We start from the raw sequence: 19,437 nt of genomic DNA, 5'->3' as shown, positions 1-19,437 counted from the left end.
CGCGTCGTGCCGCTGGATCTCGGCGAACGCCTCGTAGGCCCAGGCGTGGGGCGTCACTTTGGACACGGTCCGCAAGGTGTCCGAGAACAGCTCGAGCGGGACCATCCCGCCGCCCAGGCCGGCGAGGACGAGGCCGAGGCCCACGCCGATCCCGGAGGCGGCGCCCTCGTTGTCGAGGACGGAGCCCAGGACCATGGCGGCTCCCGCGGACACGGCCGAGTAGACGAGCAGCACGACCCCCGTGAGCCAGACGTTTCCCCAGTCCACGCCGAAGAGAAGCGCGGTGGCGACGGCGATGTAGACCGCCTGGAACAGCGCGATGGTGAAGCGGCCCCCGGCCTGTCCGAGCAGCACCTGGCCGTTCGACACCGGCGCGGCGAGGGCCCGGGCGATGACGCCTTGGCGGCGGGCCTGGATGAGGGTGGCGGCGCCTGCCAGGGACGAGAGAAACGTGAACAGCAGGACCATCGACGACGCCCCGAGGTCGAACTGGCCCAGACCGGAGAACTCCTGCGCGAGCCGGTCGACGTCCTCGACCCGCACGGTCGGGCCGGTGACCTGCGAGCGGGCCGTGGCGATCGAGTCAGCGGCAGCCTTCTCGCCGACGCCGCGGGTCACCAGGGCAGCGACCTGCGCCCGGTCGAGCTGGACCTTCTCGACGGCCGCCCGGACGACCTGCTGAGCGGCCAGCGCGGCTGACTGTGAGCTCGGCAGGATCTCGAGGGTGACGGGCTCGCCGGCCGTGAAGGCGGCGTTGGCCCCGACGGGGACGTGCAGCCCGACGGTCGTGCGGCCCCGGGCCACCTCGTCGACGATGTCGTCCCACTCCCCCGCGCCCACGACCAGGTCACCACGCTCCAGCTCCGTGACGATCGCCTGGCGCAGCGCCCCGTCCTCACCGGCGACGGTGACCCGGCCCGCCGAGGCGTTGCTGCCGAACTGGGCGCCGATGACGACGACCAGCATCAACGGCATGAGGAAGACGAAGAAGATGTTGGACCGGTCGCGCAGGAAGCGGCGCAGCTCGGCGCCGGTGATGGCCAGGACCGGCTTCAGTCGCTTCATCGCACGGCCCCCCGGTCGGGGATCAGCCGGGCGGCGACGAGCACCAGTGCCGTGAAGCCGGCCATCGTGAGCAGCGGCGTGCCCAGGTCGGTGATGCCGCCACCCCCGGAGGTGACCCCGAGCCCCCGGATGAAAGCCGACACGGGGTTGAGGTCGAGCACGGAGCCGACCCACCCGCCGGCCGTGATCTGGAAGAAGGCGCCGCCGGCGATGCCGAGGACGAGGGCGATGATCGACTGAGCGATGTTGGCCTGTTCGCTGGTGCGCGCGACTCTGGCGATGACGAACATCAGCGACGTCGCGGCCGTGACGGCGGCGACGATGAGCACCGCGACGGCCGGGGGTGAGCCGAAGCTGACGTCGAAGAACCATCCTCCGACGCTGAGCAGGACGGTCGTCGCCACGATCCCGAGGATGAAGCTGACCAGAGCCTTGGCCGTGACGATCGTCCAGGCCGGCATGGGCATGGACTTGAGCCGGGCCAACGTCCCCTGCTCCCGCTCCGTGACGAGTGCAGTGACGCCGAAGCCAACCGTGAAGAGGAGGAAGAGCCCTGCCTGCCCCGCTACGAGCGCGCCTGTGCTGGAAAGCTGCTCGTTGGACGCAACGCCCTCGGTGAAGCCGATGGTGCTCTGGGCTGTGGCGACCTCCTGGCCGATCACCGCGAGGTCGGCCGGCGGCAGCCCCGCCTCCGCCCCGGCGGCCGCCGCCAGCGCCGCCGCGGAGAAGCGGTCGACGGCAGACCGGACGACGGAGACGACGATGGACTGCTCGATGCCGGTGCCCCCACCCGACACGAGGGTGACCTCGGTGGCGCGTCCTTGCTGGAGTGCCGCCCCGAAACCGGCAGGCACGATGAGCCCCACCTGCACCGTGCCGTCGCGAGTCAGCGCGTGCACCTCGTCGGCGGCAGCCGTCCGCACCGTGATGTCCAGCCCTTCGGCGCCGTCGAGCGCACGCACGACGTCCACGAGGGCGGCGGCGAGCGGGTCGCCAGCGGGGGCGGCCGCCGCCACCGCGGTGGGCTGCAGCTCGGGATCGGTCAGGTCCCCGAGGACGAGATCGAGGACGAACATCAACGCCAGCGGCACGATGATGGCGAAGATGATGACGGACCTGTCGCGGATGCGCTGACGCAGGTCGTAGCGCGTCATCGTCCAGAGCTCCCTCATGGTGGCCCTCAGTCCCGCAGCGCCTTGCCGGTGAGGTGGAGGAAGACCGACTCCAGGTCGGGCCTCGTGATCTCCACGTCGGCGAGGCTCATGCCGGCGGCGGTGGCGCTCGTGACGATCTGCGCCACCGCCGCCGGCGCGTCGTTCACGGTCAGCTGAAGAGCGTGCCGGTCTGCGATGACCTGCTGGACCGTGGGGAGGCCGCGGAGCGCAGTCGAGGCGGCGGCGGTGTCGCCGGTGCCCACGAGGCGGATGACGTCGGCGCCGGAGGTGAGCCGGACCAGCTCGTCCCGGGTGCCCTCGGCCTGGAGGCGGCCGGAGTCGATGATGCCGATGCGGTCGCAGAGCCGCTCGGCCTCCTCCATGTAGTGCGTGGTGTAGAGGACGGCCATGCCCTCTACGGAGAGCCGCTCGACCGACTCGAGGATCTGGTTGCGCGACTGTGGGTCGACGCCGACGGTCGGCTCGTCGAGGATGAGCAGGGTCGGCTGGTGGAGCAGCCCGATGCCGATGTTGAGCCGGCGCTTCATGCCGCCGGAGAACTCCTTGCTCAGGTCCTTGGCGCGCTCCGTCAGCCCGATCAGCTCGATGACCTCCTGGACCCGCTGGGTCAGAGCAGCTCCCGCGAGGCCCTGCAGTCGGCCGAAGAGGGTGAGGTTCTCCCGGGCTGTCAGCTCGGGATAGATGGCGAGGTCCTGCGGGACGAGGCCGATGTGGCGCTTCGGCTCGACCTCGGCGGGGCCCATCCGCTGCCCGGCGACCGTCACGGTCCCCGCGTCGGCGGCGATGAGGCCGGCCACCATGGAGATCGTCGTCGTCTTGCCGGCGCCGTTGGGACCGAGCAGACCGTAGGTCTCGCCCCGACGGATCCGGAACGACACGCCATCGACGGCAGTCAGGTCCCCGAACCTCCGGACCAGTCCCTCCGCGACGAGAACGTCGTCTGGTCCCGAGGCGCCTTGCAGTGCATCGCCACTCGCCATGAGTCCCCCATGCGTCACTCTGGACCCCGGCATGGTGGAGGGGGCCCTGCGCCTCAGCCTAGGCGGACCCACTCGGGACCGCACCAGGGATGTGTCGTCGGGTGACGCTCAGGCCGGTGAGCTCCGCCACAGAGCACGGTGCCGTATGCCGCTGGGCCGGCTCAGCGGCATACGGCGAGGTGGGAGGGGGGCGGGGTCAGGGAGTGAGCGCCCGGCCGCGCCACTCCGGGAGGGCGAGGGCTGCGGCGGCCGCCAGGGCGAAGGCGACGCCGAAGACGGTGAAGACGAGGCCGCTGTCGCCGAGGTCGAGCAGCCACGGGACGGAGAGCGGCGCCAGGATCGAGGCGATCCTCCCGAAGGCGGCTGCGGAGCCGGAGCCGGTGCCGCGCAGGGACGTGGGATAGACCTCCGGAGTCACCGCGTAGAGCGCGCCCCACGCCCCGAGGTTGAAGAAGGACAAGGCGCAGCCCGCGGCGATGATCGCGGCGTCGCTGCCGGCCTGCCCGAAGGCGTAGGCGGAGATCGCCGACCCGACCAGGAAGGTGGCCAGGGTGGCGCGGCGGCCCCACACCTCGATGAGGAACGCGGCCACGCCGTAGCCGGGCAACTGGGCCAGCGTGATGATGAGCGTGAACCCGAAGGATCGGGTGAGTGAGAATCCTTGGGCGACAAGCAGGCTGGGGATCCAGATGAAGGCGCCGTAGTAGGAGAAGTTGATCCCGAACCAGGCCGCCCACAACGCTGCGGTGCGGGTGCGCAGACCGTCGGACCACAGCTCCGACCAGCGAGCCGTCCGCGCCGGCGGAGCCTCTGGGGACTGCACCGGTGGCACCCCTGAGGCCGCCTCGAAGCGGCGGACCGCCTCCTCGGCCTCGGCCGTGCGACCGCGCCCCTCGAGGAAGCGGACGGACTCGGGCAGCCGCGCTCGCACGTAGAGCGCGTAGAGCGCCGGCACGATGCCGATGAAGAGAGCCCAGCGCCAGCCGTCCGCGGAGGCCGGGACGACGAAGTAGCCGATGAGCGCCGCCAGGATCCAGCCCACGGCCCAGAACGCCTCGAGGATGACCACGACGCGGCCGCGGATGCGAGCCGGTGCGTACTCGCTGACGAGCGTGGAGGCCACCGGCAGCTCCGCCCCCAGCCCCAGCCCGACGACGAACCGCAGCCCGATGAGCATGGCCAGCCCGGTGGAGAGGCCGGCAGCGCCCGTGGCGACGCCGTAGACGAGGAGCGTCAGGGCGAAGACGTTGCGGCGGCCGATCCGGTCCGCGAGCAGGCCGCCGAGGGAGGCGCCGATGGCCATCCCGACGAAGCCGATCGACCCGATCCACGACAGCTCCGTCGGGGTGATGAGCCACTGCTTTGCCAGGGCCGCCATGACGAACGAGATGAGCCCGACGTCCATGGCGTCCAGGGCCCAGCCGATGCCGGAGCCGAGCAGCAGCCGGCGGTGCTGCGCGTTGAACGGCAGCCGGTCGAGACGCTCGCTGCGGGTGGGGAGCGGGTCGACCTCAGTGGGGGTGGGCATGGGGGTGGCCATGGGCGTGGGGTCCCTCGTCTGGAGTCAGTTCGATGGCTTCGACCCAGTCTGGCCCATCGAGCTCGATCGCGGCAGCAGGGAAGAGGCCGTTGTCCTCCTTGTCGATGTGCTCGCGCAGCTCGTCGTAGAAGGTGTCGACGAGGTCCGTCTCCCCGGCGCGGATCCGCTCGGCGAGGTCGTCGAGTCGCCGGTGCTCGGCGCAGAGCCGGTCGACGTGGTCGGTGAAGTCGGGGTTGCGCCGCAGGACCGCGAAGAGGCCGCGCTCCTCGGCGACCGTGTGGGGGTGCAGGTGGGCGAGCGTGTGGTCGAGGGCTGTGCCCACCTCGCCGGCGTCGCCGCCCCCGACCGCTCGATGGAGGACCCCGGCGACATTGACGATCTCCTCGTGCTCGGTCATGAAGCGGCCGATGAGTGAGATGTCACGGCACCCGCAGTAGCTGCACATCGCCGGGGCCTCCTTCGTGCGTCGTGTCGTGCGTCGTCTCGTGCGGCGGTGCTGACCGGGTCAGGCCGCGCGGGTGAGGCGCAGGGTCCAGGCCTCGGGGCCCTCGACGAGGTACTCGATCCCGATCTCGCCGAACTGCTGCTGGAGCTGGGCGAGCAGCGGCAGCGGGTTGTGCGGCGCGACGAGGTTCATCGACCCGCCGGCGGGGATGGCGCTGAAGGCGCCGAAGACCGTGGCGTGCCGGATGGCGTGGGGGATGACGGTGACATCGAGCGTGGGCACGCCCTCGTCGCTGCAGCCGCAGCCGCACGAGTGCTGGCTCTTCTCGGTGAGGGACAGTTCGGTCACGGGATACTCCTGTTCAGTGGGTTCCCAGTCGGGGGTCGACGGGCCTGGCAATGGCCGGGGTTGGCGGTCCGGCCGACCGCGAAGTACATTTTAGACGGTGATTAACGTGGAAAAGAACGAGGGGTGGGGCCCGAGGCCCTCCAGGAGCAGCGCGGCGGACGCCGTCGCCGCTCTCTCGGCGCAGCGTCGACGCGTCTTCGACGTGCTCGACGTCGAGCCGCGCTCGGTCGCGGCAGTGGCCGACGCCCTCGATCTCCACGTCAACACGGTCCGTGAGCACCTCGACGGCCTCGTCGACTCCGGCCTCGCCGAGCGCTCCCGGCTGGCCCCCACCGGGCGCGGTCGTCCCGGCTGGGGCTACACGGCGCGGCCCGGCGTCAGCTCCCCGTCCGCTGGTGAGTACGCCTCTCTCGCAGCGGTTCTCGCTGAGCATGCGGCTGCCAAGGGTGGGGACGTCGCCGGCGACATGGCGCGGCTCGGCACGGGATGGGGCCGCAGCCTCGTCGACTCGCACGGCAGGGATGGCGACCCGGATCGCACCATGGTGCGGGTCCTCGAGACGCTCGGGTTCGACCCCGAGGATCGCGGGGGGTCCGTGCGGCTGCGGCAGTGCCCGATGCTCGACGTGGCCCGCCGCCACCCCGAGGTGGTCTGTCAGGTGCACCTCGGACTCGTCCGCGGTGCCCTCGAAGCCGCAGGTGGCGACGCATCGGGAGTTCGGCTGGAGGCCTTCGGCGAGCCGGACGCCTGTGTGCTCCATCTCACACCCCGCACCTCAACCCCCTGACCCCGCAACACGCCCGGCGCCTCGCAACTCCCCCTGTGGCCTCAGCGGTGCGTTGCTGGGTGGCGGGCGTGTTGCGGTGATCGGGCCGTGCGTCAGACTGGGGCCCGTGCCCCACACGTCCGTCGCCGAGCACCGCGTCGCCCTCCGACAGGTCATCGGCATGTCCGCGACCGAGACCGTCGCCCTGGACCGGCAGGCCCTCGGCCGGCGCCTCGCCGAGCCGCTCCTCGCCGTCGACGACCTGCCCCGCTTCGACAGCTCCGCCATGGACGGCTATGCCGCGGCTCCGGCCACCCCGGACCAGCTCACCTTCCCCGTCGTCGGTGACGTGGCGGCGGGCGACGCGGCCCGTTTCGCCCTGCAGCCCGGTCAGGCTGCCCGCGTCATGACGGGGGCCCGGCTGCCGGCCGGGGCGGTCGGCGTCGTGCCGGTCGAGCAGACCGATGCCGCCCGCACCGGGCCCGCGCCGGATCAGGTGACCTTCACGGCGCCGGTCGAGCCCGGGCGCCACATCCGCCCCCGCGCCGAGGACATCGCTGCAGGAGCGCCGGTCGGGGCTGCCGGCACCCTGGTCACTGCGGCCGTCATCGCTCTCGGCCGGTCAGCCGGCTGCACGGCGGCCGTCGTCCACGCCCCGACGAGGGTCGCCGTCGTCGCGACCGGGGCGGAGCTCACGGCCCCCGGAGCCGACCCGGGCCGGGGCGGCATCCACGAGTCCAACTCCGAGATGGTCGCCGCCCTCGCCGCCAGTGCCGGCTGCCACGTCACCCACGTCGACACGTGCACCGACGACCCCGAGCTCCTCGACCGGCTGCTCACCGAGCTCGACGCGGCCCCCGACGTCGACCTCGTCATCACGACCGGTGGCGTCAGCGCCGGCGCCTACGAGGTGGTGCGGCAGGTCTGCGAACCGCGCGAGTCGTTCAGCTTCGTCCACCTGGCCATACAGCCGGGCGGGCCGCAGGGCCTGGGGCGCTGGGGCGCCACGCCCGTCGTCTGCCTGCCCGGCACTCCGGTCGGGGCCTTCGTGTCCTTCGAGATGCTGGTCCGACCGGCACTCGACGCGCGCCATGGCGCCCCTCCGCGCAGAGCCGGCTCAGCGGCATACGTCGGAAGGACCCGGCACACCCGGGCCGGCAAGGTGCAGTTCATCTCCTGTGTCATCGCGCAGGACGGCACGGTGACGGCGCCCGATGCGCGTCATCTGTCGGCGCTCGCCGGCGCCAACGGGCTCCTCGAGGTGCCCGAGGCGGTCGACCAGATCGTCGCGGGTGACCTGGTCACCGTCCACCCGCTCTGACGGGATCCGCCGGCGTGCGTCAGGCGTTGCCCTGGCTCACGTCGGCCACCCACGGCCCGAGTGGCGGGTTCCACTCGCGCACGACGCGGCGCAGGACGTGCCCGCCGACCCAGTAGGGGTCCTCCTCGAAGGTCGCCAGCACGTCCGCCAGGGACGCTGCCTCGACGACGATCAACGCACCGTTGGGCGGCTCCTCGACCGTCTCCTCGCCCTCCGAGAACTCGTCGTGCCCGGACTGATACATCCCAGCGGCGCGCAGCCCCGGCAGCCCGCTCAGCCACGCCCGATGCTCGGGCCGGACCTTGAGCGCCTCGGTCATGTCCTCGGGGTAGGTGTAGTGGATCGCGAAGATGGCCATGCCGAGAGCGTAGTCAGGTGGTGCGGAGCCGGTCGCCACGCGAGTAGACGTTGAGCGTCGAGCCGCGGACGAACCCGGCCAGCGTCAGCCCCGCATCGGCCGCCGTCTCCACCGCGAGGGACGACGGGGCGGACACTGCGGCGAGGCAGGGCACCCCGGCCATGAGCGCCTTCTGGGTCAGCTCGAACGATGCACGTCCCGACACCATGAGCACGCAACCGGCTGCGGGCAGCCGGCCGGCCAGCAGTGCCCAGCCGAGGACCTTGTCGACGGCGTTGTGCCGCCCGACGTCCTCCCGGACCGCGAGCAGCTCGCCACCCGGTCCGAAGAGACCGGCGGCGTGGAGCCCGCCGGTCTTGTCGAACGACCGCTGCTCCGCGCGCAGCTTCTCGGGCAGGGCCGCGATCAGCGCAGCCGGCCACTGGGTCGGGTCGTCCCGGACGGGCCAGCGGGTCCGGGCGCGCAGCTGCTCGATCGACGCCTTGCCGCACACGCCGCATGACGACGACGTGAAGAAGCTCCGCGCCAGCTCCGGTGCCGGCTGTGCCACGCCGGGTGCGAGCGTCACGTCGATGACGTTGTAGGTGTTCTCGTCGAAGCCGCTCTCCCCGGAGACGACGGCGCCCTCGCAGTAGCGCGCGAGCGTCACGTCGGCCGCGTCGCCGATGATGCCCTCCGTCAGGAGGAAGCCGTGGACGAGATCGATGTCGTGGCCCGGGGTCCGCATCGTGACGGTGAGCGGGGTGCCGCCGACCCGCAGCTCGAGCGGCTCCTCGACCGTCACCGAGTCGGTGCGGGTGCGCGACACCGGCTGCTCGGCCGACACGTCGACGACCGTGACCTTGGTGCGCTGCGTGACCCGTCCCATACGGCAAGCGTGCCAGACTCCCAGCGTGCAGCCATCCCCCGCCCGAGTCGCCGCGATCGTCCTCACCGGTGGGGCGTCGTCGCGGATGGGCCGCCACAAGCCGGCGCTCGCCGTGGGCGGGCGCTCGATCGTCGCGCGGATTCTCGATGCCGTGGCCGGCTGGCCCGTCGTCGTCGTGGGGAGCGACGCCGGTGTGCCCGAGCGAACACCGGTCGTGACTGAGGAGCCACCGGGCGGAGGTCCCGTGGCCGGGATCGCCGCGGGGTGGGACGCCCTGATCGAGAGGCCGTATGCCGCTGGGCCGACTCCGCGCCCACCTGACGTCGTCGTCGTGCTGGCCGGGGACCTACCGCTCCTCACCCGGGCGCACCTCGAGTCCCTGGTCCGCGCCGCCAGGCACGGGCGGGTGGCGGTGACGAGGTCCTCGACGGGCCCGAACTGGCTCTGCGCCGCCTGGCCCGCGCCCCTGCTCACGGACCGGCTCGCGGCGGTGGGATCACCGGAGGGCGTCAGCGTGCGCCGGCTGCTCGCCGGGGTGCCCAGCGTCGAGGTGGTGGACGCGTCGGACGTGGCCACGGACGTCGACACGCCGGAGGAGCTGGAGGACGCGCGGCGACGCGTGGAGGGACCTGGCGTGTGACTCCGGACCCGCTCCGGCTCAGGTCGCGGGAGCGGGGATCGGGCTGGTGGGGGTGACGCACTCGGTGGCAGCGGGGGACGAGAGTGTCACGTCGGCGACGAGCGCGCCGACCAGGCCGGCCACCTCGCCGAGCGACGGGTCGCTCAGGTCGAGGGGCCGCAGCTTGTGGTCGGTGATGTCGATGACGATCGCGTCGTTGCCCGGCTCTTCGTCGATGTCTGGCGGGACCGGGACGGTGCCCTCGGTGGAGCCGGGCGCCGGCGAGCCGGTCACCGTCACGAGTCGCAGCGTGTTGAGCAGGGAGAGCAGGTGCTTCTGCTGCTGGGTGGTCAGCTGGCAGACGCGACCGTGGACGGATCGGGTGTCGACGAGGACCTTGCCGTCGGCGTGGAGGATGACGGTGTCGTCATAGCCGGCAATGCCGCCGACGCGATGGAGGGTCAGCGGGAAGACCGGAGTCGTCAGCGGCTCGGTCGAGTCGCCGAGCGGCCCGCCGGCGAAGGTGCGGGTGGCAGGCAGCGAGTCGATCGGCGACGGCGTGCTGCTGCTGCCGCCGTCGGCGCCGGAGCACCCCCCGAGACCGACGACGAGACCCACCGCGGCGACCGCGAGCCCCGTCCTCCCCATGTCGACCACTATGCGCCCTTCACGTCCCTTGATGCGCGCCGACTGGGGCGCAGGTTTGCAACACTACGGTGAACATTCTCGGCGCCCGGCTGCCTGCGCCGTCCAGCAGGTGGTCGGCGCAGCCGGTTCGGTCGGCGGATCATTCGCCCTTGACGGCCCGGTCGTAGGCCGTGAGGAAGTCGATGATGAAGGGCGCGGCGTGGGTCGTCCCACTGGGGCCTTCCTCGTTGTAGGCGGCAATGGCGAGGTCGCCGCGGCCGGCCACCATCCAGGCGTGCGTCCGGGGCGGGTTCGCCGTGCCGAACTCGGCGGTGCCGGTCTTGGCGAACTCGACCCCGACGGAGCTCAGCACCTTGCCGCTGCCCTCCCTGACGACGGCCTGCAGCGTGCGTTGCAGCACCTCCGCCTCGGCGGCCTCGAGCGGGGTCGCGGGGACCGGCAGCGGCTCGTCGGAGACGACGAGCTGGGGCCGGACCGTCTCACCCTTCATCACCGAGGCGAGGACGACCGCCATGGTGAGCGGGGAGGCCTCGACCCGTCCCTGGCCGATGAACGACGCGGCGTGCTCGACGGTGTCGTCGGTCTGGGGGACCGACCCGAGGAAGCCGGTGAACGGCAGGTCGAGGTCCTCGCCCATGCCGAGCGACTCGGCTGCAGCGATGAGGTCGTCCTGCGACACCTTCTGGTGCTGGCTGATGAAGGCGGTGTTGCAGGAGTAGGCCATGGCGCGCTCGAGGGCGATGTCACCGAGCTGGGATGAGGGGTACTTGCTGTAGTTGCCGAAGACGCGCCCATTGACGGTCAGGCGGTCCGTGCACGGGATCTCGGAGCGGGCGGTCGCGCCCTTGCGGACGAGGGCGAGGGCGCTGGCGATCTTGAAGGTCGAGCCCGGAGCCTCCTTGCCCGCCAGGGCGAGCGGAGCGCCCTCCGCGCCGGGACCGACCGCGGCGGCCACGACCTCGCCGGTCGAGACCTTGATGGCCACGAGTGCGGTCGGGTGCTTCGTCTGGTCCGCGAGGGCGTCCTCCGCGGCGGTCTGGGCCGCCTCGTCGAGCGTCACGGTGAGGGGCTCGGCCTCTCGGGACGACTCCACGAAGAGCTCGCGTCTGTCGAGGGCCGACCCGTCAGCCCCACGCTTGACGGCGCGAACGGCGACGCCGGGGGTGCCGCGCAGGCGCTCGTCGTAGCGCAGCTGCAGACCGTTCTGGCCGACGGCGTCGCCCGCGGCCAGGGCACCGTCCGACTTCTCGATCTGCTCGGCGGTGGCCTCCGCCACCCGGCCCAGGATGGGAGCGGCCCAGGTCCGCGTGGGCGCGAGCACCTGCATGGCCGGCACCCGCAGGGCCCCGTCGATGGCGTCGATCCGGTCGATGTTGTCGGCCAACGCGGGGTCGCTCACCCGGAGCGTGATCGCGCTGACGAACGCCCGCGGCCCGGCCGCGGCGACCCGGTCGGCGAAGGCGTCGCCGTCCACACCCACGATGTTGGCAAGCGCTCGGGCCGACGCCTTGGCCGCGGCGCCGGAGACCTTCGTCTTGTCGATCCCGACGTGGGCGACCTCCCGCTCGGTCATGAGCCTGGTGCCGTCGCGGGCGACGATGTCGGCCCGCTGCGGCCACGTGCGCACCAGGTCGAGGGTCTCGTCCGCGCCGAGGTCGGGTGCCACGAGGGAGGGGCTCCACCGCACCTGCCAGACGTCCTCGACGAGACTGAGCGGGACCTGCGTCTCGTAGGTCCAGTCGTCGTCGGTCGGCGACACGTCCCAGGTCGTGCGCAGCGTCGCGGTCGCGCGGGTGCCGTCCTCGTCCGGCACGACGTCGGTGACGGCCACCGAGGGGCGCAGGTCGCCCAGGTCCTCGTAGGCCTCCCCCAGGAACGTCGTCGCCTGCTGCGCGGTGGCCCCGCTGAGGGTGAGCCCCGAGAGGTCACCCTTGGCCAGACCGGCCGCAAGAGCACTTGCGGAACCCCGGGGATCGGGATCCGACTCGAAGAGGGAGCAGCCGGCGACCAGGCTCGTGGCGAGCATCAGGCTGACGGCTGCGGAGATGGTGCGGCGGCGTGTGGAGGGGCCCCGGTGCATGGGGACCACCGTACGTCGTGGTCGGGACACCATCGTCAAGTAGGTTGGGCCCCATGTCCCGACCGCACGCGGCCGCCATCATCGAGGACGCCTTCAACGAGCAGGTCGAACGGCTGCTGCGCGGGCGCGGTTGGGGCAACCGCGTGGTCACGCACATCGGCTACGGCACCAGCACCTACGTGCGCGTCTTCGCGCGGATCGTGCTCGGCCGCAGGGGTGAGGCCGGGCCGCCCGAGCGGCAGGACGCGACCGGCGCCCTCGCGCCGGCCCGGTGGGACCGCGGGTGGCGCGTCTTCGTCACCGCCCCCGCCGCCGGCGTGCCCGTTGTCGTCACCATCGGCGACCGCGAGGTCTACGGCCGCTCGGACCGGGGCGGCTACATCGACGTCGTCGCCCATGACCACGGCCTCGAGCCGGGGTGGCAGCAGGTCGTCGTCGCGGCGCAGGGCACCGATCCCGTGCCGGCGGACGTGTTCATCGTCGGCGACGACGTCACCTACGGCATCGTCAGCGACATCGACGACACGGTCATCACGACGATGCTGCCGCGACCCATGCTCGCCGCCTGGAACACCTTCGTCCGCAGCGGCAAGACGCGACGGGCCGTCGCCGGGATGGCCCCGATGTACCGCCGGCTCCTCTCCGCCCACCCCGGGGCGCCGATCGTCTACCTCTCGACCGGGGCCTGGAACACCACCCCGACGCTGACCCGATTCCTCGTCGAGGGTGGCTACCCGTTGGGCCCGCTGCTCATGACCGACTGGGGCGCCACCAACACGGGGTGGTTCCGCAGCGGGCAGGAGCACAAGCGGACCTCGCTGCACCGGCTCGCCCGCGACTTCCCGCACATCACCTGGCTCCTCGTCGGCGACGACGGCCAGCACGACCCGCAGCTCTACGCAGAGTTCGCCGAGGCCCGGCCCGACAAGGTGCGGGCGGTGTGCATCCGCCAACTCACCCCGGCCGAGCAGGTCCTGTCCCACCCCATCGGGCGGGCCGAGGGCCCGCAGCGGGGCTGGGCGAGCAAGACGGTGCCGACCTTCCTCGCATCGGACGGACACGGCCTGCTGCGGCTCCTCGACGAGGCCGGGATGGTCGGTGAGCCCGTCGCCGCCGACGAGCAACCGTCACGTCCACCCCTCACCTGACCGGCCCGCGGTTTGGCAGGATGGCCCCATGCCTGAGCTGCCCGAGGTGCAGGCGCTCGTCGACTTCCTCGCCGAGCGGACGGCGGGTCTGGCCGTCACGAAGGTCGAGCTCGCCTCGATCAGCGTGCTCAAGACGTTCAACCCGCCCCCGCAGTCACTCGAGGGCGCGCCCATCGATGCCGTGCGCCGGCACGGCAAGTTCCTCGACCTCGACTGCGACGGCACCCACCTCGTCTTCCACCTGGCCCGGGCCGGCTGGCTGCGCTGGAGCGACCAGCTCCCGACGACCGTCCTGCGGCCCGGCAAGTCGCCGATCGCGCTCCGCGTCCGGCTCTCCGACGGGTCCGGCTTCGACCTGACGGAGGCGGGCACCAAGAAGTCCCTCGCCGCCTACATCGTGCGCGACCCAGCCGAGGTGCCCGGCATCGCCCGACTGGGCCCCGACCCCCTCGCCGACGACTTCACCGTCGAGCGCTTTGGCGAGCTGCTCCACGGGCGACGCACGCAGATCAAGGGCCTGCTGCGCGACCAGGAGGTGATCGCCGGCGTGGGCAACGCCTACAGCGACGAGATCCTCCACGTGGCCAAGCTCAGCCCGTTCGCCATCGCGGGCACCCTCGCTCCCGAGGTGGTGGAGCGGCTCTACACGGCGCTGCGCGAGACCCTCACCCATGCGGTGCAGGCGGCCTCGGGCAAACCCGCGAAGGAGCTCAAGGACGCCAAGCGTGCCGGCATGCGCGTCCACGCACGCACCGGCGAGGCGTGCCCGGAATGCGGCGACGTCGTGCGCGAGGTGAGCTTCGCCGACACGTCGCTGCAGTACTGCGCCACCTGTCAGACAGGTGGCAAGCCGCTCGCCGACCGCCGGATGTCGAAGCTGCTCAAGTAGGCCGGACGATCAGAGGACGAAGGGTTCGTGGTGCTCGCCCTCGAGCGGCTTGCCCGCGGCCTCCCATGCCTTCATCCCGCCGTCGAGGTTCGCCACGTCGAAACCCTGCTGGGTCAGCCACATGACGGCGCGCGAGGAGCGGCCGCCGCCGCGGCACGTGATCGCGATCGTCTCATCGGTGTCGGGCAACTCGGCGATGCGGGAGGGCAGCTCGCCCAGTGGGATGTGAATCGCATTGGGGGCGTGGCCGGCTGCCCACTCGCTGGGCTCGCGGACGTCGACGATGAGGGCGTCGTCGGGGACGCCGTGGACATGGGTCGTCGGGACACCGGACTGGCGCTCGGCGGGAATGCTCATGCGGGCCATCCTGACACGGGAGGTCAGGCCGGCCCGGGGGCGAGCCCAGCGGCATACGGGCTGATGGCCTCAGCCCACTCGGGAGTCGAGCGTGTTGAGGACTGCGGCGGCCTCGTCCGCTCGCTCCACCGTGACGAGGAAGTCGGGCGCTCCGACGCGGTGGACCACGAGCGCCTCCCCCGCGCGGGTGAGGGGCGAGACCTGGCCCTGCTCCCCAGCCGCCACAGGAGGAAGCCGACCACGGCCCCGAGGAGGACGCCGATCACGAGCCACTGAACGGGGAAGGCCGCCGTTTCGGTCCCAGCGCGAGCGCGACGATGAGCAGCGGCACCAGCGCCGTGGTGAGCCCCGTGAGCCAGAGGAACTGGGGGACGGACACCCAGCGATCGGGTCCGTCGAGACCCCAGTGAACGACGAGGCGATCGGGTAGCTGCTCGCGCGCGGACAAGAGGGACCACGTCCCCAGGCCGGCGATGACGGGCCCGAGCAGGGCAGCGGCCACGAGGGCCGAGGTGGTGCGGTCGCGGTGTGTGGAGGTCATGTCAGTACGCCTTCTCGATGAGTCGGGTCAGGTCGGCGCGGGTTGCGCCCACGCGGTGTGCTTCGCGCACCAGCTCCGTGACGAGGGTGCTCAGTCGCGCCTGGCCGCCGGGGTCCGTCGCGATGACCACGGCGCCCCGGCCGCGGCGCAGGTCGATGAGCCCCTCGTCCCGCAGGGCCTGGTAGGCGCGCAGCACCGTGTGGAGGTTGATGTCGAGCAGGCTCGCGACCTCCTTCGCGGAAGGAAGCCGGTCGCCCTGGGTGAGGCCGCCCACCGCCATCTCACGACGCACGGACGCGGCGACCTGCTCGTGGAGCGGTGCGCTGGAGGCGGGGTCGACCTGGAAGAGCATAGTTCTAATATAACTAGAACAAGTGACGGCTGCCAGTCGTTATGGTGGGCCCGTGAAGATCCTGTCGATCCAGTCCCACGTCGCCTACGGCCACGCCGGCAACTCGGCGGCGGTCTTCCCGCTCCAGCGACTCGGCCACGACGTCTATCCCGTCCTGACCGTCACCTTCTCCAACCACACCGGCTACGGCGCCACGCGCGGGCCGCTCATCGCACCGACCGACGTCGCCGAGGTGTTGCGCGGCATCGAGGAGCGCGGCACCTTCCCACACATCGACGCGGTCCTCTCCGGCTACCAGGGAGCCGAGGCGGTCGGTGAGGTCATTCTCGACGCGGTGGCCCGGGTCAAGGAGGCGAACCCGTCGGCGATCTACTGCTGCGACCCGGTGATGGGGGACGTCGGTCGCGGCTTCTTCGTCCGCGAGGGCATCCCCGAGTTCATCCGGGACGAGGTGATCCCCCGAGCGGACATCATCACGCCCAACCACTTCGAGCTCGAGTTCCTCGTCGGTCGCTCCCTGACGAGCCAGCAGGAGGTCGTGGAGGCAGCCGAGGAGCTGCGGCGCCGCGGGCCCCAGGTCGTCCTGGTCACCTCGACCCTGACCGACGACACACCCGACGACTGCATCCAGATGACGTGCGTCGCGCACGCCGGCGCGTGGGTCGTCACGACGCCCCTCCTCCCGATGACGGTCAAGGGCGGCGGGGACGTGACGGCGGCGATCTTCCTGGCGCACTACCTGACCGACGGCCCCAGGCTGGCGCTGGTGCGCACCGCCGCGACGATGCACGCGATCCTCGAGCGCACGCACGCGGCCGGCAGCGAGGAGATGCTGCTGGTCGCGGGGCAGGACGCCATCGCGAATCCGGGAGAAGCCGTCGAGATTTACGCGATTCGTTGACGGACAACCATCACATCGCGTTATGCTCGCATCGCGCCGTTCCGCATGACCACCCCTGACCGTGCGGAACGGCGTCTTTTCATGTCCTGTCGAGGCGGTCGAGGCTGTCGCGGCGACACGATCGGCCTGTCTGCCGATGTCTCAGGTTTTCCCTAGAAGCGCGTATAGCCTCCGATCGTGGACCCCATCACGAACCCGTACGCCCCGGGTGCGGGGCAGCGCCCCCCTGAGCTCGCCGGGCGGGACGAGCAGCTGAAGACGTTCGACGTCGTGCTGGAGCGCATCGCGAGAGGGCGGTCCGAGCGGTCCATCGTGCTGACCGGCCTGCGCGGCGTCGGGAAGACCGTCCTGCTCAACGCCCTGCGCTCCTCCGCCGTGCGGGCCGACTGGGGGACGGGCAAGCTCGAGGCGCGCCCCGAACAGCGACTGCGCCGGCCCCTGGCCGCCGCGGCCCACCAGGCCGTCCGCGAGCTCGGCCACCCGCGCGCCGACGACGTCGACCAGGTGCTCGGCATCATCAAGTCGTTCGCGCTGAGGGACGCCGTCTCCGGCAGCAAGCTGCGGGACAAGTGGCAGCCCGGCATCGACGTTCCCGCCGTGGCCGGCCGCGCCGACTCCGGGGACATCGAGATCGACCTCGTCGAGCTGTTCACCGACATCGGTGGGCTCGCCGCCGACCTCGGCAAGGGCGTCGCCTTCTTCATCGACGAGATGCAGGACCTCGGGCCCGAGGACGTCTCCGCAGTCTGTGGGGCCTGCCACGAGATCTCTCAGTCGGGGCTGCCCGTGATCGTCGTCGGCGCGGGGCTGCCCCACCTGCCCGCCGTCCTGTCGGCGTCCAAGTCCTACTCCGAGCGGCTCTTCCGCTACCAGCGCATCGACCGCCTGCCCCGGGAGGCGGCCGACCGGGCGCTCGCCGGGCCCGCTGCCGAGGAAGGCTGCGAGTTCCACCCCGAGGCACTCGAGTCGATGTATGCCATCACCGCCGGCTACCCCTACTTCATCCAGGCCTACGGCAAGGTCGTCTGGGACGTCGCGCCGTCGTCCCCCATCACCGCCGAGGACATCCGCGTCGCCGCGCCCGAGGCCGAGTCCGAGCTCGCCGTCGGCTTCTTCGGGTCCCGCTTCGAGCGGGCCACCCCCGCCGAACGCGAGTACCTCCGGGCCATGGCCGACGCGGCCCTGGTGGGCGGGCCTGACGACCCCGCCACAGCGGAGGACAACGGTGGTGTGGGAGCCGGCCCAGCGGCATACGGCATCGTCAACGAGCTCGACGCCGTCCCGACCTCGGCCGTGGCCGACATCCTGGGGCGCAAGCCCCAGTCCCTCTCTCCCGCGAGGGATGCACTGATCAAGAAGGGGCTCATCTACTCCGGCGAGCGCGGACAGATCGCGTTCACGGTGCCCCACTTCGGGCGCTACCTGCGCACCCAGGCCTGAGCGCCAACCTCCCATCTGTCAGCGGAAAGCGCTGCCTGTCCTGGGACGAGCAGAAGGAGGCTCACCCTCGAACTCCGCGCGCCGAGAACCCCCCGAGCTCGGTCACCGGGGCAGTTCAGTGAGTGGGCTCAGTGGATGAGGTCGCGCCAGTTCGGGGGGACGCGGTCGGCCGGGGCCGGGACGCCTTGGCCCTCAGGGCGGCTCGAGGGAGGCGCCAGGTCCGGGCCGGTGACGAAGTCCTGGTTCCGGTAGTCGTAGAACCAGTCCTCGCCCGGCTCGAAGCTGCGCACGATCGGGTGACCGGTGGCCCGGAAGTGGCCACTGGCGTGCTGCGACGGCGAGGTGTCGCAACACCCGACGTGCCCGCACGCCGCGCAGCGGCGCAGATGGACCCACCAGCCGTTCGCGGCCAGGCACTCGGCGCAGCCGGTGCCGCTCGGGGGCACGCTCGGGTCGATGTCGGGGGTGGCTCCGGGAGCGTCGACCATGGGGCCAGCCTACGACCCGACCCGGGCACACCGCGCTCTGCGCCGCCGGTGGCTGGCTACGCTGGTGGCGTTGCGACCTGCCCCGTTTGAACGGAGTTGCCCATGAATGCTGAGCTCCATGACCGCCCCGACGCCGTGGCCCCCGGCTTCTGGATGACCATCCTCGGAAGCATCCTGGCCGTGATCGCGCCCTTGGCGGGCTTCCTCGGCGGAAGCAGCACGGGGGCGGTCGCCCGTGACGGGCAGCTCGGCACGTGGCTGCTCGTCGGGCTGGTGATCGGAGGCCTTGGGGTCCTCCTCGCCTTCGTCGGCGGCCAGCGCTGGTGGCGGGCGACGCACTGAGTCCCGGGCTCAGCTCGTCAGCAGGATGACCGCGGCCACGACCCCGATGCCCGCACCCCACAGGACCTCGTGGGTGACGGCATGGCGCCTTCCGGTTCGGTGGAGGGGCCAGTCGACCCCACACAGGGCGCTCGCCGGATTTGTCCGGCTACGCCCTAGCGATTTCCGTTCCGACAGGCCAGACTGTCCGGCGTGATCGGCGCAGACTTCGAGAAGGTCCTCGCTGACGCACAGGCAGGTGACGAGTACGCGTTCGCGCGGCTCTGGCGTGACCTCAACCCGGCTCTGCTGCGCTACCTGAGCCTTGGCGGCGAGATGGCCGAGGAGGTGGCGGCGGAGACGTGGACGACGGTGGTCCGCGGCCTGAGGCGCTTCGAGGGGGACGAGACGGCATGGCGGGCCTGGGTGTTCACGACCGCTCGCCGACGGGCGGTCGATGCGGGCCGCAAACGGGCCCGCGAGGCCGGCCTCGGCTGGCGCGCGAGCACGTGGGCGTCGGACACGGCCGCGGACAGTGCCGATGCGGTGGTCGATGCGGCCACCACCGAGGACATGCTGCGACTCGTCCGCACCCTGCCGGCGGCCCAGGCCGAGGCCGTGCTGCTCCGAGTCGTCGCGGGACTTCCCGTGGCAGAGGTGGCCGAGCTGCTGGGACGGACGCCCGGCTCGATCCGGGTGGCCTGTCACCGGGGCCTGGAGAGCCTGGCAAAGAAATTGTCGAAGCAGGACGTAACGCAGAGCGACCTTCGGGCGCTTCGGGGGTGAC

General features: G+C 71.9%; 24 protein-coding genes. 9 read left to right on the top strand and 15 right to left on the bottom strand.

All coding sequences use genetic code 11. The annotated features are described in order from the left end of the window. The 6 genes from OO014_RS03150 to OO014_RS03125 form a co-directional block, all read right to left on the bottom strand. Window positions 1-1,065 (bottom strand): ABC transporter permease (locus tag OO014_RS03150; RefSeq protein ID WP_272460814.1); only part of this gene is annotated, 1,065 nt, incomplete at its 3' end. After that, window positions 1,062-2,219, bottom strand: coding sequence for an ABC transporter permease (locus OO014_RS03145; protein ID WP_272460813.1), 1,158 nt, complete (start codon window positions 2,217-2,219; stop codon window positions 1,062-1,064). The genes OO014_RS03150 and OO014_RS03145, both read right to left, overlap by 4 nt. Before the next feature lie 26 nt (window positions 2,220-2,245). Next, window positions 2,246-3,220: an ABC transporter ATP-binding protein gene (locus tag OO014_RS03140; protein WP_272460812.1), complete on the bottom strand. Its 975-nt coding sequence runs from the start codon at window positions 3,218-3,220 to the stop codon at window positions 2,246-2,248. 196 nt (window positions 3,221-3,416) lie between these two features. Further along, the gene (locus OO014_RS03135; RefSeq protein ID WP_272460811.1) at window positions 3,417-4,760 is read right to left on the bottom strand and encodes an MFS transporter; all 1,344 of its coding nucleotides are present in this window, start codon (window positions 4,758-4,760) and stop codon (window positions 3,417-3,419) included. Beyond that, entirely contained in the window at window positions 4,732-5,205 is a 474-nt protein-coding gene (locus OO014_RS03130; RefSeq protein ID WP_272460810.1) for a hemerythrin domain-containing protein, read from the bottom strand. The genes OO014_RS03135 and OO014_RS03130 overlap by 29 nt, the downstream gene beginning before the upstream one ends. 60 nt (window positions 5,206-5,265) lie before the next feature. After that, window positions 5,266-5,553 (bottom strand): DUF2249 domain-containing protein, encoded by a 288-nt coding sequence (locus OO014_RS03125; protein ID WP_272460809.1) that lies wholly within the window; start codon window positions 5,551-5,553, stop codon window positions 5,266-5,268. A gap of 97 nt (window positions 5,554-5,650) precedes the next feature. Between OO014_RS03125 and OO014_RS03120 the strand changes: the two genes are divergently transcribed. Beyond that, a complete protein-coding gene (locus OO014_RS03120) occupies window positions 5,651-6,340 on the top strand; it encodes a helix-turn-helix transcriptional regulator (RefSeq protein WP_272460808.1) in 690 nt (229 codons plus the stop codon). 106 nt (window positions 6,341-6,446) lie between these two features. Next, a complete protein-coding gene (glp, locus tag OO014_RS03115) occupies window positions 6,447-7,640 on the top strand; it encodes a gephyrin-like molybdotransferase Glp (protein WP_272460807.1) in 1,194 nt (397 codons plus the stop codon). A 19-nt stretch (window positions 7,641-7,659) separates the two neighbouring features. On the opposite strand, the gene OO014_RS03110 is transcribed toward glp, so the two are convergent. Beyond that, on the bottom strand, window positions 7,660-7,998 hold the full coding sequence (locus OO014_RS03110) for a YciI family protein (RefSeq protein ID WP_272460806.1): 339 nt from the start codon (window positions 7,996-7,998) through the stop codon (window positions 7,660-7,662). 13 nt (window positions 7,999-8,011) lie between these two features. Then, window positions 8,012-8,866, bottom strand: coding sequence for a formate dehydrogenase accessory sulfurtransferase FdhD (gene fdhD / locus OO014_RS03105; protein ID WP_272460805.1), 855 nt, complete (start codon window positions 8,864-8,866; stop codon window positions 8,012-8,014). A 25-nt stretch (window positions 8,867-8,891) separates the two neighbouring features. Between fdhD and mobA the strand changes: the two genes are divergently transcribed. After that, window positions 8,892-9,506 carry a molybdenum cofactor guanylyltransferase gene (gene mobA, locus OO014_RS03100; RefSeq protein WP_272460804.1) on the top strand — a complete coding sequence of 205 codons (615 nt, stop codon included), beginning with the start codon at window positions 8,892-8,894 and terminating at the stop codon, window positions 9,504-9,506. 18 nt (window positions 9,507-9,524) lie between these two features. Here mobA and OO014_RS03095 read toward each other — a convergent pair whose 3' ends face one another. Further along, a complete protein-coding gene (locus OO014_RS03095) occupies window positions 9,525-10,133 on the bottom strand; it encodes a hypothetical protein (RefSeq protein WP_272460803.1) in 609 nt (202 codons plus the stop codon). A 139-nt stretch (window positions 10,134-10,272) separates the two neighbouring features. Then, the gene (locus OO014_RS03090) at window positions 10,273-12,213 is read right to left on the bottom strand and encodes a penicillin-binding transpeptidase domain-containing protein (RefSeq protein WP_272460802.1); all 1,941 of its coding nucleotides are present in this window, start codon (window positions 12,211-12,213) and stop codon (window positions 10,273-10,275) included. 53 nt (window positions 12,214-12,266) lie between these two features. On the opposite strand from OO014_RS03090, the gene OO014_RS03085 reads away from it, so the two are divergent. Both OO014_RS03085 and OO014_RS03080 read left to right on the top strand, forming a co-directional pair. Further along, complete coding sequence (locus OO014_RS03085) at window positions 12,267-13,361, top strand: App1 family protein (RefSeq protein WP_272460801.1); 1,095 nt, start codon at window positions 12,267-12,269, stop codon at window positions 13,359-13,361. Between the two features lie 28 nt (window positions 13,362-13,389). Then, window positions 13,390-14,250: an Fpg/Nei family DNA glycosylase gene (locus OO014_RS03080; protein WP_272460800.1), complete on the top strand. Its 861-nt coding sequence runs from the start codon at window positions 13,390-13,392 to the stop codon at window positions 14,248-14,250. 9 nt (window positions 14,251-14,259) lie between these two features. Here OO014_RS03080 and OO014_RS03075 read toward each other — a convergent pair whose 3' ends face one another. From OO014_RS03075 to OO014_RS03060, 4 genes are all read right to left on the bottom strand, one after another. Beyond that, the gene (locus tag OO014_RS03075) at window positions 14,260-14,607 is read right to left on the bottom strand and encodes a rhodanese-like domain-containing protein (RefSeq protein WP_272460799.1); all 348 of its coding nucleotides are present in this window, start codon (window positions 14,605-14,607) and stop codon (window positions 14,260-14,262) included. Between the two features lie 69 nt (window positions 14,608-14,676). Next, window positions 14,677-14,832 carry a hypothetical protein gene (locus OO014_RS03070; protein WP_272460798.1) on the bottom strand — a complete coding sequence of 52 codons (156 nt, stop codon included), beginning with the start codon at window positions 14,830-14,832 and terminating at the stop codon, window positions 14,677-14,679. Between the two features lie 37 nt (window positions 14,833-14,869). Then, window positions 14,870-15,148: a DUF1648 domain-containing protein gene (locus tag OO014_RS03065; RefSeq protein ID WP_272460797.1), complete on the bottom strand. Its 279-nt coding sequence runs from the start codon at window positions 15,146-15,148 to the stop codon at window positions 14,870-14,872. A 1-nt stretch (window position 15,149) separates the two neighbouring features. Further along, window positions 15,150-15,500 carry a GntR family transcriptional regulator gene (locus OO014_RS03060; RefSeq protein ID WP_272460796.1) on the bottom strand — a complete coding sequence of 117 codons (351 nt, stop codon included), beginning with the start codon at window positions 15,498-15,500 and terminating at the stop codon, window positions 15,150-15,152. Window positions 15,501-15,552: 52 nt separating this feature from the next. On the opposite strand from OO014_RS03060, the gene pdxY reads away from it, so the two are divergent. Next, a complete protein-coding gene (gene pdxY / locus OO014_RS03055) occupies window positions 15,553-16,401 on the top strand; it encodes a pyridoxal kinase PdxY (RefSeq protein ID WP_272460795.1) in 849 nt (282 codons plus the stop codon). A gap of 177 nt (window positions 16,402-16,578) precedes the next feature. Next, complete coding sequence (locus OO014_RS03050) at window positions 16,579-17,841, top strand: ATP-binding protein (RefSeq protein ID WP_272460794.1); 1,263 nt, start codon at window positions 16,579-16,581, stop codon at window positions 17,839-17,841. 128 nt (window positions 17,842-17,969) lie between these two features. Here the strand turns inward: OO014_RS03050 and OO014_RS03045 are convergent, their stop codons facing one another. Next, a complete protein-coding gene (locus OO014_RS03045) occupies window positions 17,970-18,329 on the bottom strand; it encodes a UBP-type zinc finger domain-containing protein (protein WP_272460793.1) in 360 nt (119 codons plus the stop codon). A 102-nt stretch (window positions 18,330-18,431) separates the two neighbouring features. Between OO014_RS03045 and OO014_RS03040 the strand changes: the two genes are divergently transcribed. Continuing rightward, window positions 18,432-18,671: a hypothetical protein gene (locus tag OO014_RS03040; RefSeq protein ID WP_272460792.1), complete on the top strand. Its 240-nt coding sequence runs from the start codon at window positions 18,432-18,434 to the stop codon at window positions 18,669-18,671. 192 nt (window positions 18,672-18,863) lie between these two features. Beyond that, window positions 18,864-19,436 carry an RNA polymerase sigma factor gene (locus tag OO014_RS03035; RefSeq protein WP_272460791.1) on the top strand — a complete coding sequence of 191 codons (573 nt, stop codon included), beginning with the start codon at window positions 18,864-18,866 and terminating at the stop codon, window positions 19,434-19,436. Window position 19,437 lies beyond the last annotated feature (1 nt).

Origin of the sequence: Intrasporangium calvum (assembly GCF_028446585.1) — a bacterium.
Classification (GTDB): Bacteria; Actinomycetota; Actinomycetes; order Actinomycetales; family Dermatophilaceae; genus Intrasporangium; species Intrasporangium calvum_A.
Note: the sequence above shows the minus strand (reverse complement) of the source record. Positions and strands in the feature narration are given on the sequence as shown.

Coding starts and splice junctions, on each gene's coding strand:
- OO014_RS03145 (WP_272460813.1), bottom strand. CDS start 2,219: ATGACGCGCTACGACCTGCGTCAGCGCATCCGCGACAGGTCCGTCATC.
- OO014_RS03140 (WP_272460812.1), bottom strand. CDS start 3,220: ATGGCGAGTGGCGATGCACTGCAAGGCGCCTCGGGACCAGACGACGTT.
- OO014_RS03135 (WP_272460811.1), bottom strand. CDS start 4,760: ATGGCCACCCCCATGCCCACCCCCACTGAGGTCGACCCGCTCCCCACC.
- OO014_RS03130 (WP_272460810.1), bottom strand. CDS start 5,205: ATGTGCAGCTACTGCGGGTGCCGTGACATCTCACTCATCGGCCGCTTC.
- OO014_RS03110 (WP_272460806.1), bottom strand. CDS start 7,998: ATGGCCATCTTCGCGATCCACTACACCTACCCCGAGGACATGACCGAG.
- fdhD (WP_272460805.1), bottom strand. CDS start 8,866: ATGGGACGGGTCACGCAGCGCACCAAGGTCACGGTCGTCGACGTGTCG.
- OO014_RS03095 (WP_272460803.1), bottom strand. CDS start 10,133: ATGGGGAGGACGGGGCTCGCGGTCGCCGCGGTGGGTCTCGTCGTCGGT.
- OO014_RS03090 (WP_272460802.1), bottom strand. CDS start 12,213: ATGCACCGGGGCCCCTCCACACGCCGCCGCACCATCTCCGCAGCCGTC.
- OO014_RS03085 (WP_272460801.1), top strand. CDS start 12,267: ATGTCCCGACCGCACGCGGCCGCCATCATCGAGGACGCCTTCAACGAG.
- OO014_RS03080 (WP_272460800.1), top strand. CDS start 13,390: ATGCCTGAGCTGCCCGAGGTGCAGGCGCTCGTCGACTTCCTCGCCGAG.
- OO014_RS03075 (WP_272460799.1), bottom strand. CDS start 14,607: ATGAGCATTCCCGCCGAGCGCCAGTCCGGTGTCCCGACGACCCATGTC.
- OO014_RS03065 (WP_272460797.1), bottom strand. CDS start 15,148: ATGACCTCCACACACCGCGACCGCACCACCTCGGCCCTCGTGGCCGCT.
- OO014_RS03060 (WP_272460796.1), bottom strand. CDS start 15,500: ATGCTCTTCCAGGTCGACCCCGCCTCCAGCGCACCGCTCCACGAGCAG.
- OO014_RS03045 (WP_272460793.1), bottom strand. CDS start 18,329: ATGGTCGACGCTCCCGGAGCCACCCCCGACATCGACCCGAGCGTGCCC.
- OO014_RS03040 (WP_272460792.1), top strand. CDS start 18,432: ATGAATGCTGAGCTCCATGACCGCCCCGACGCCGTGGCCCCCGGCTTC.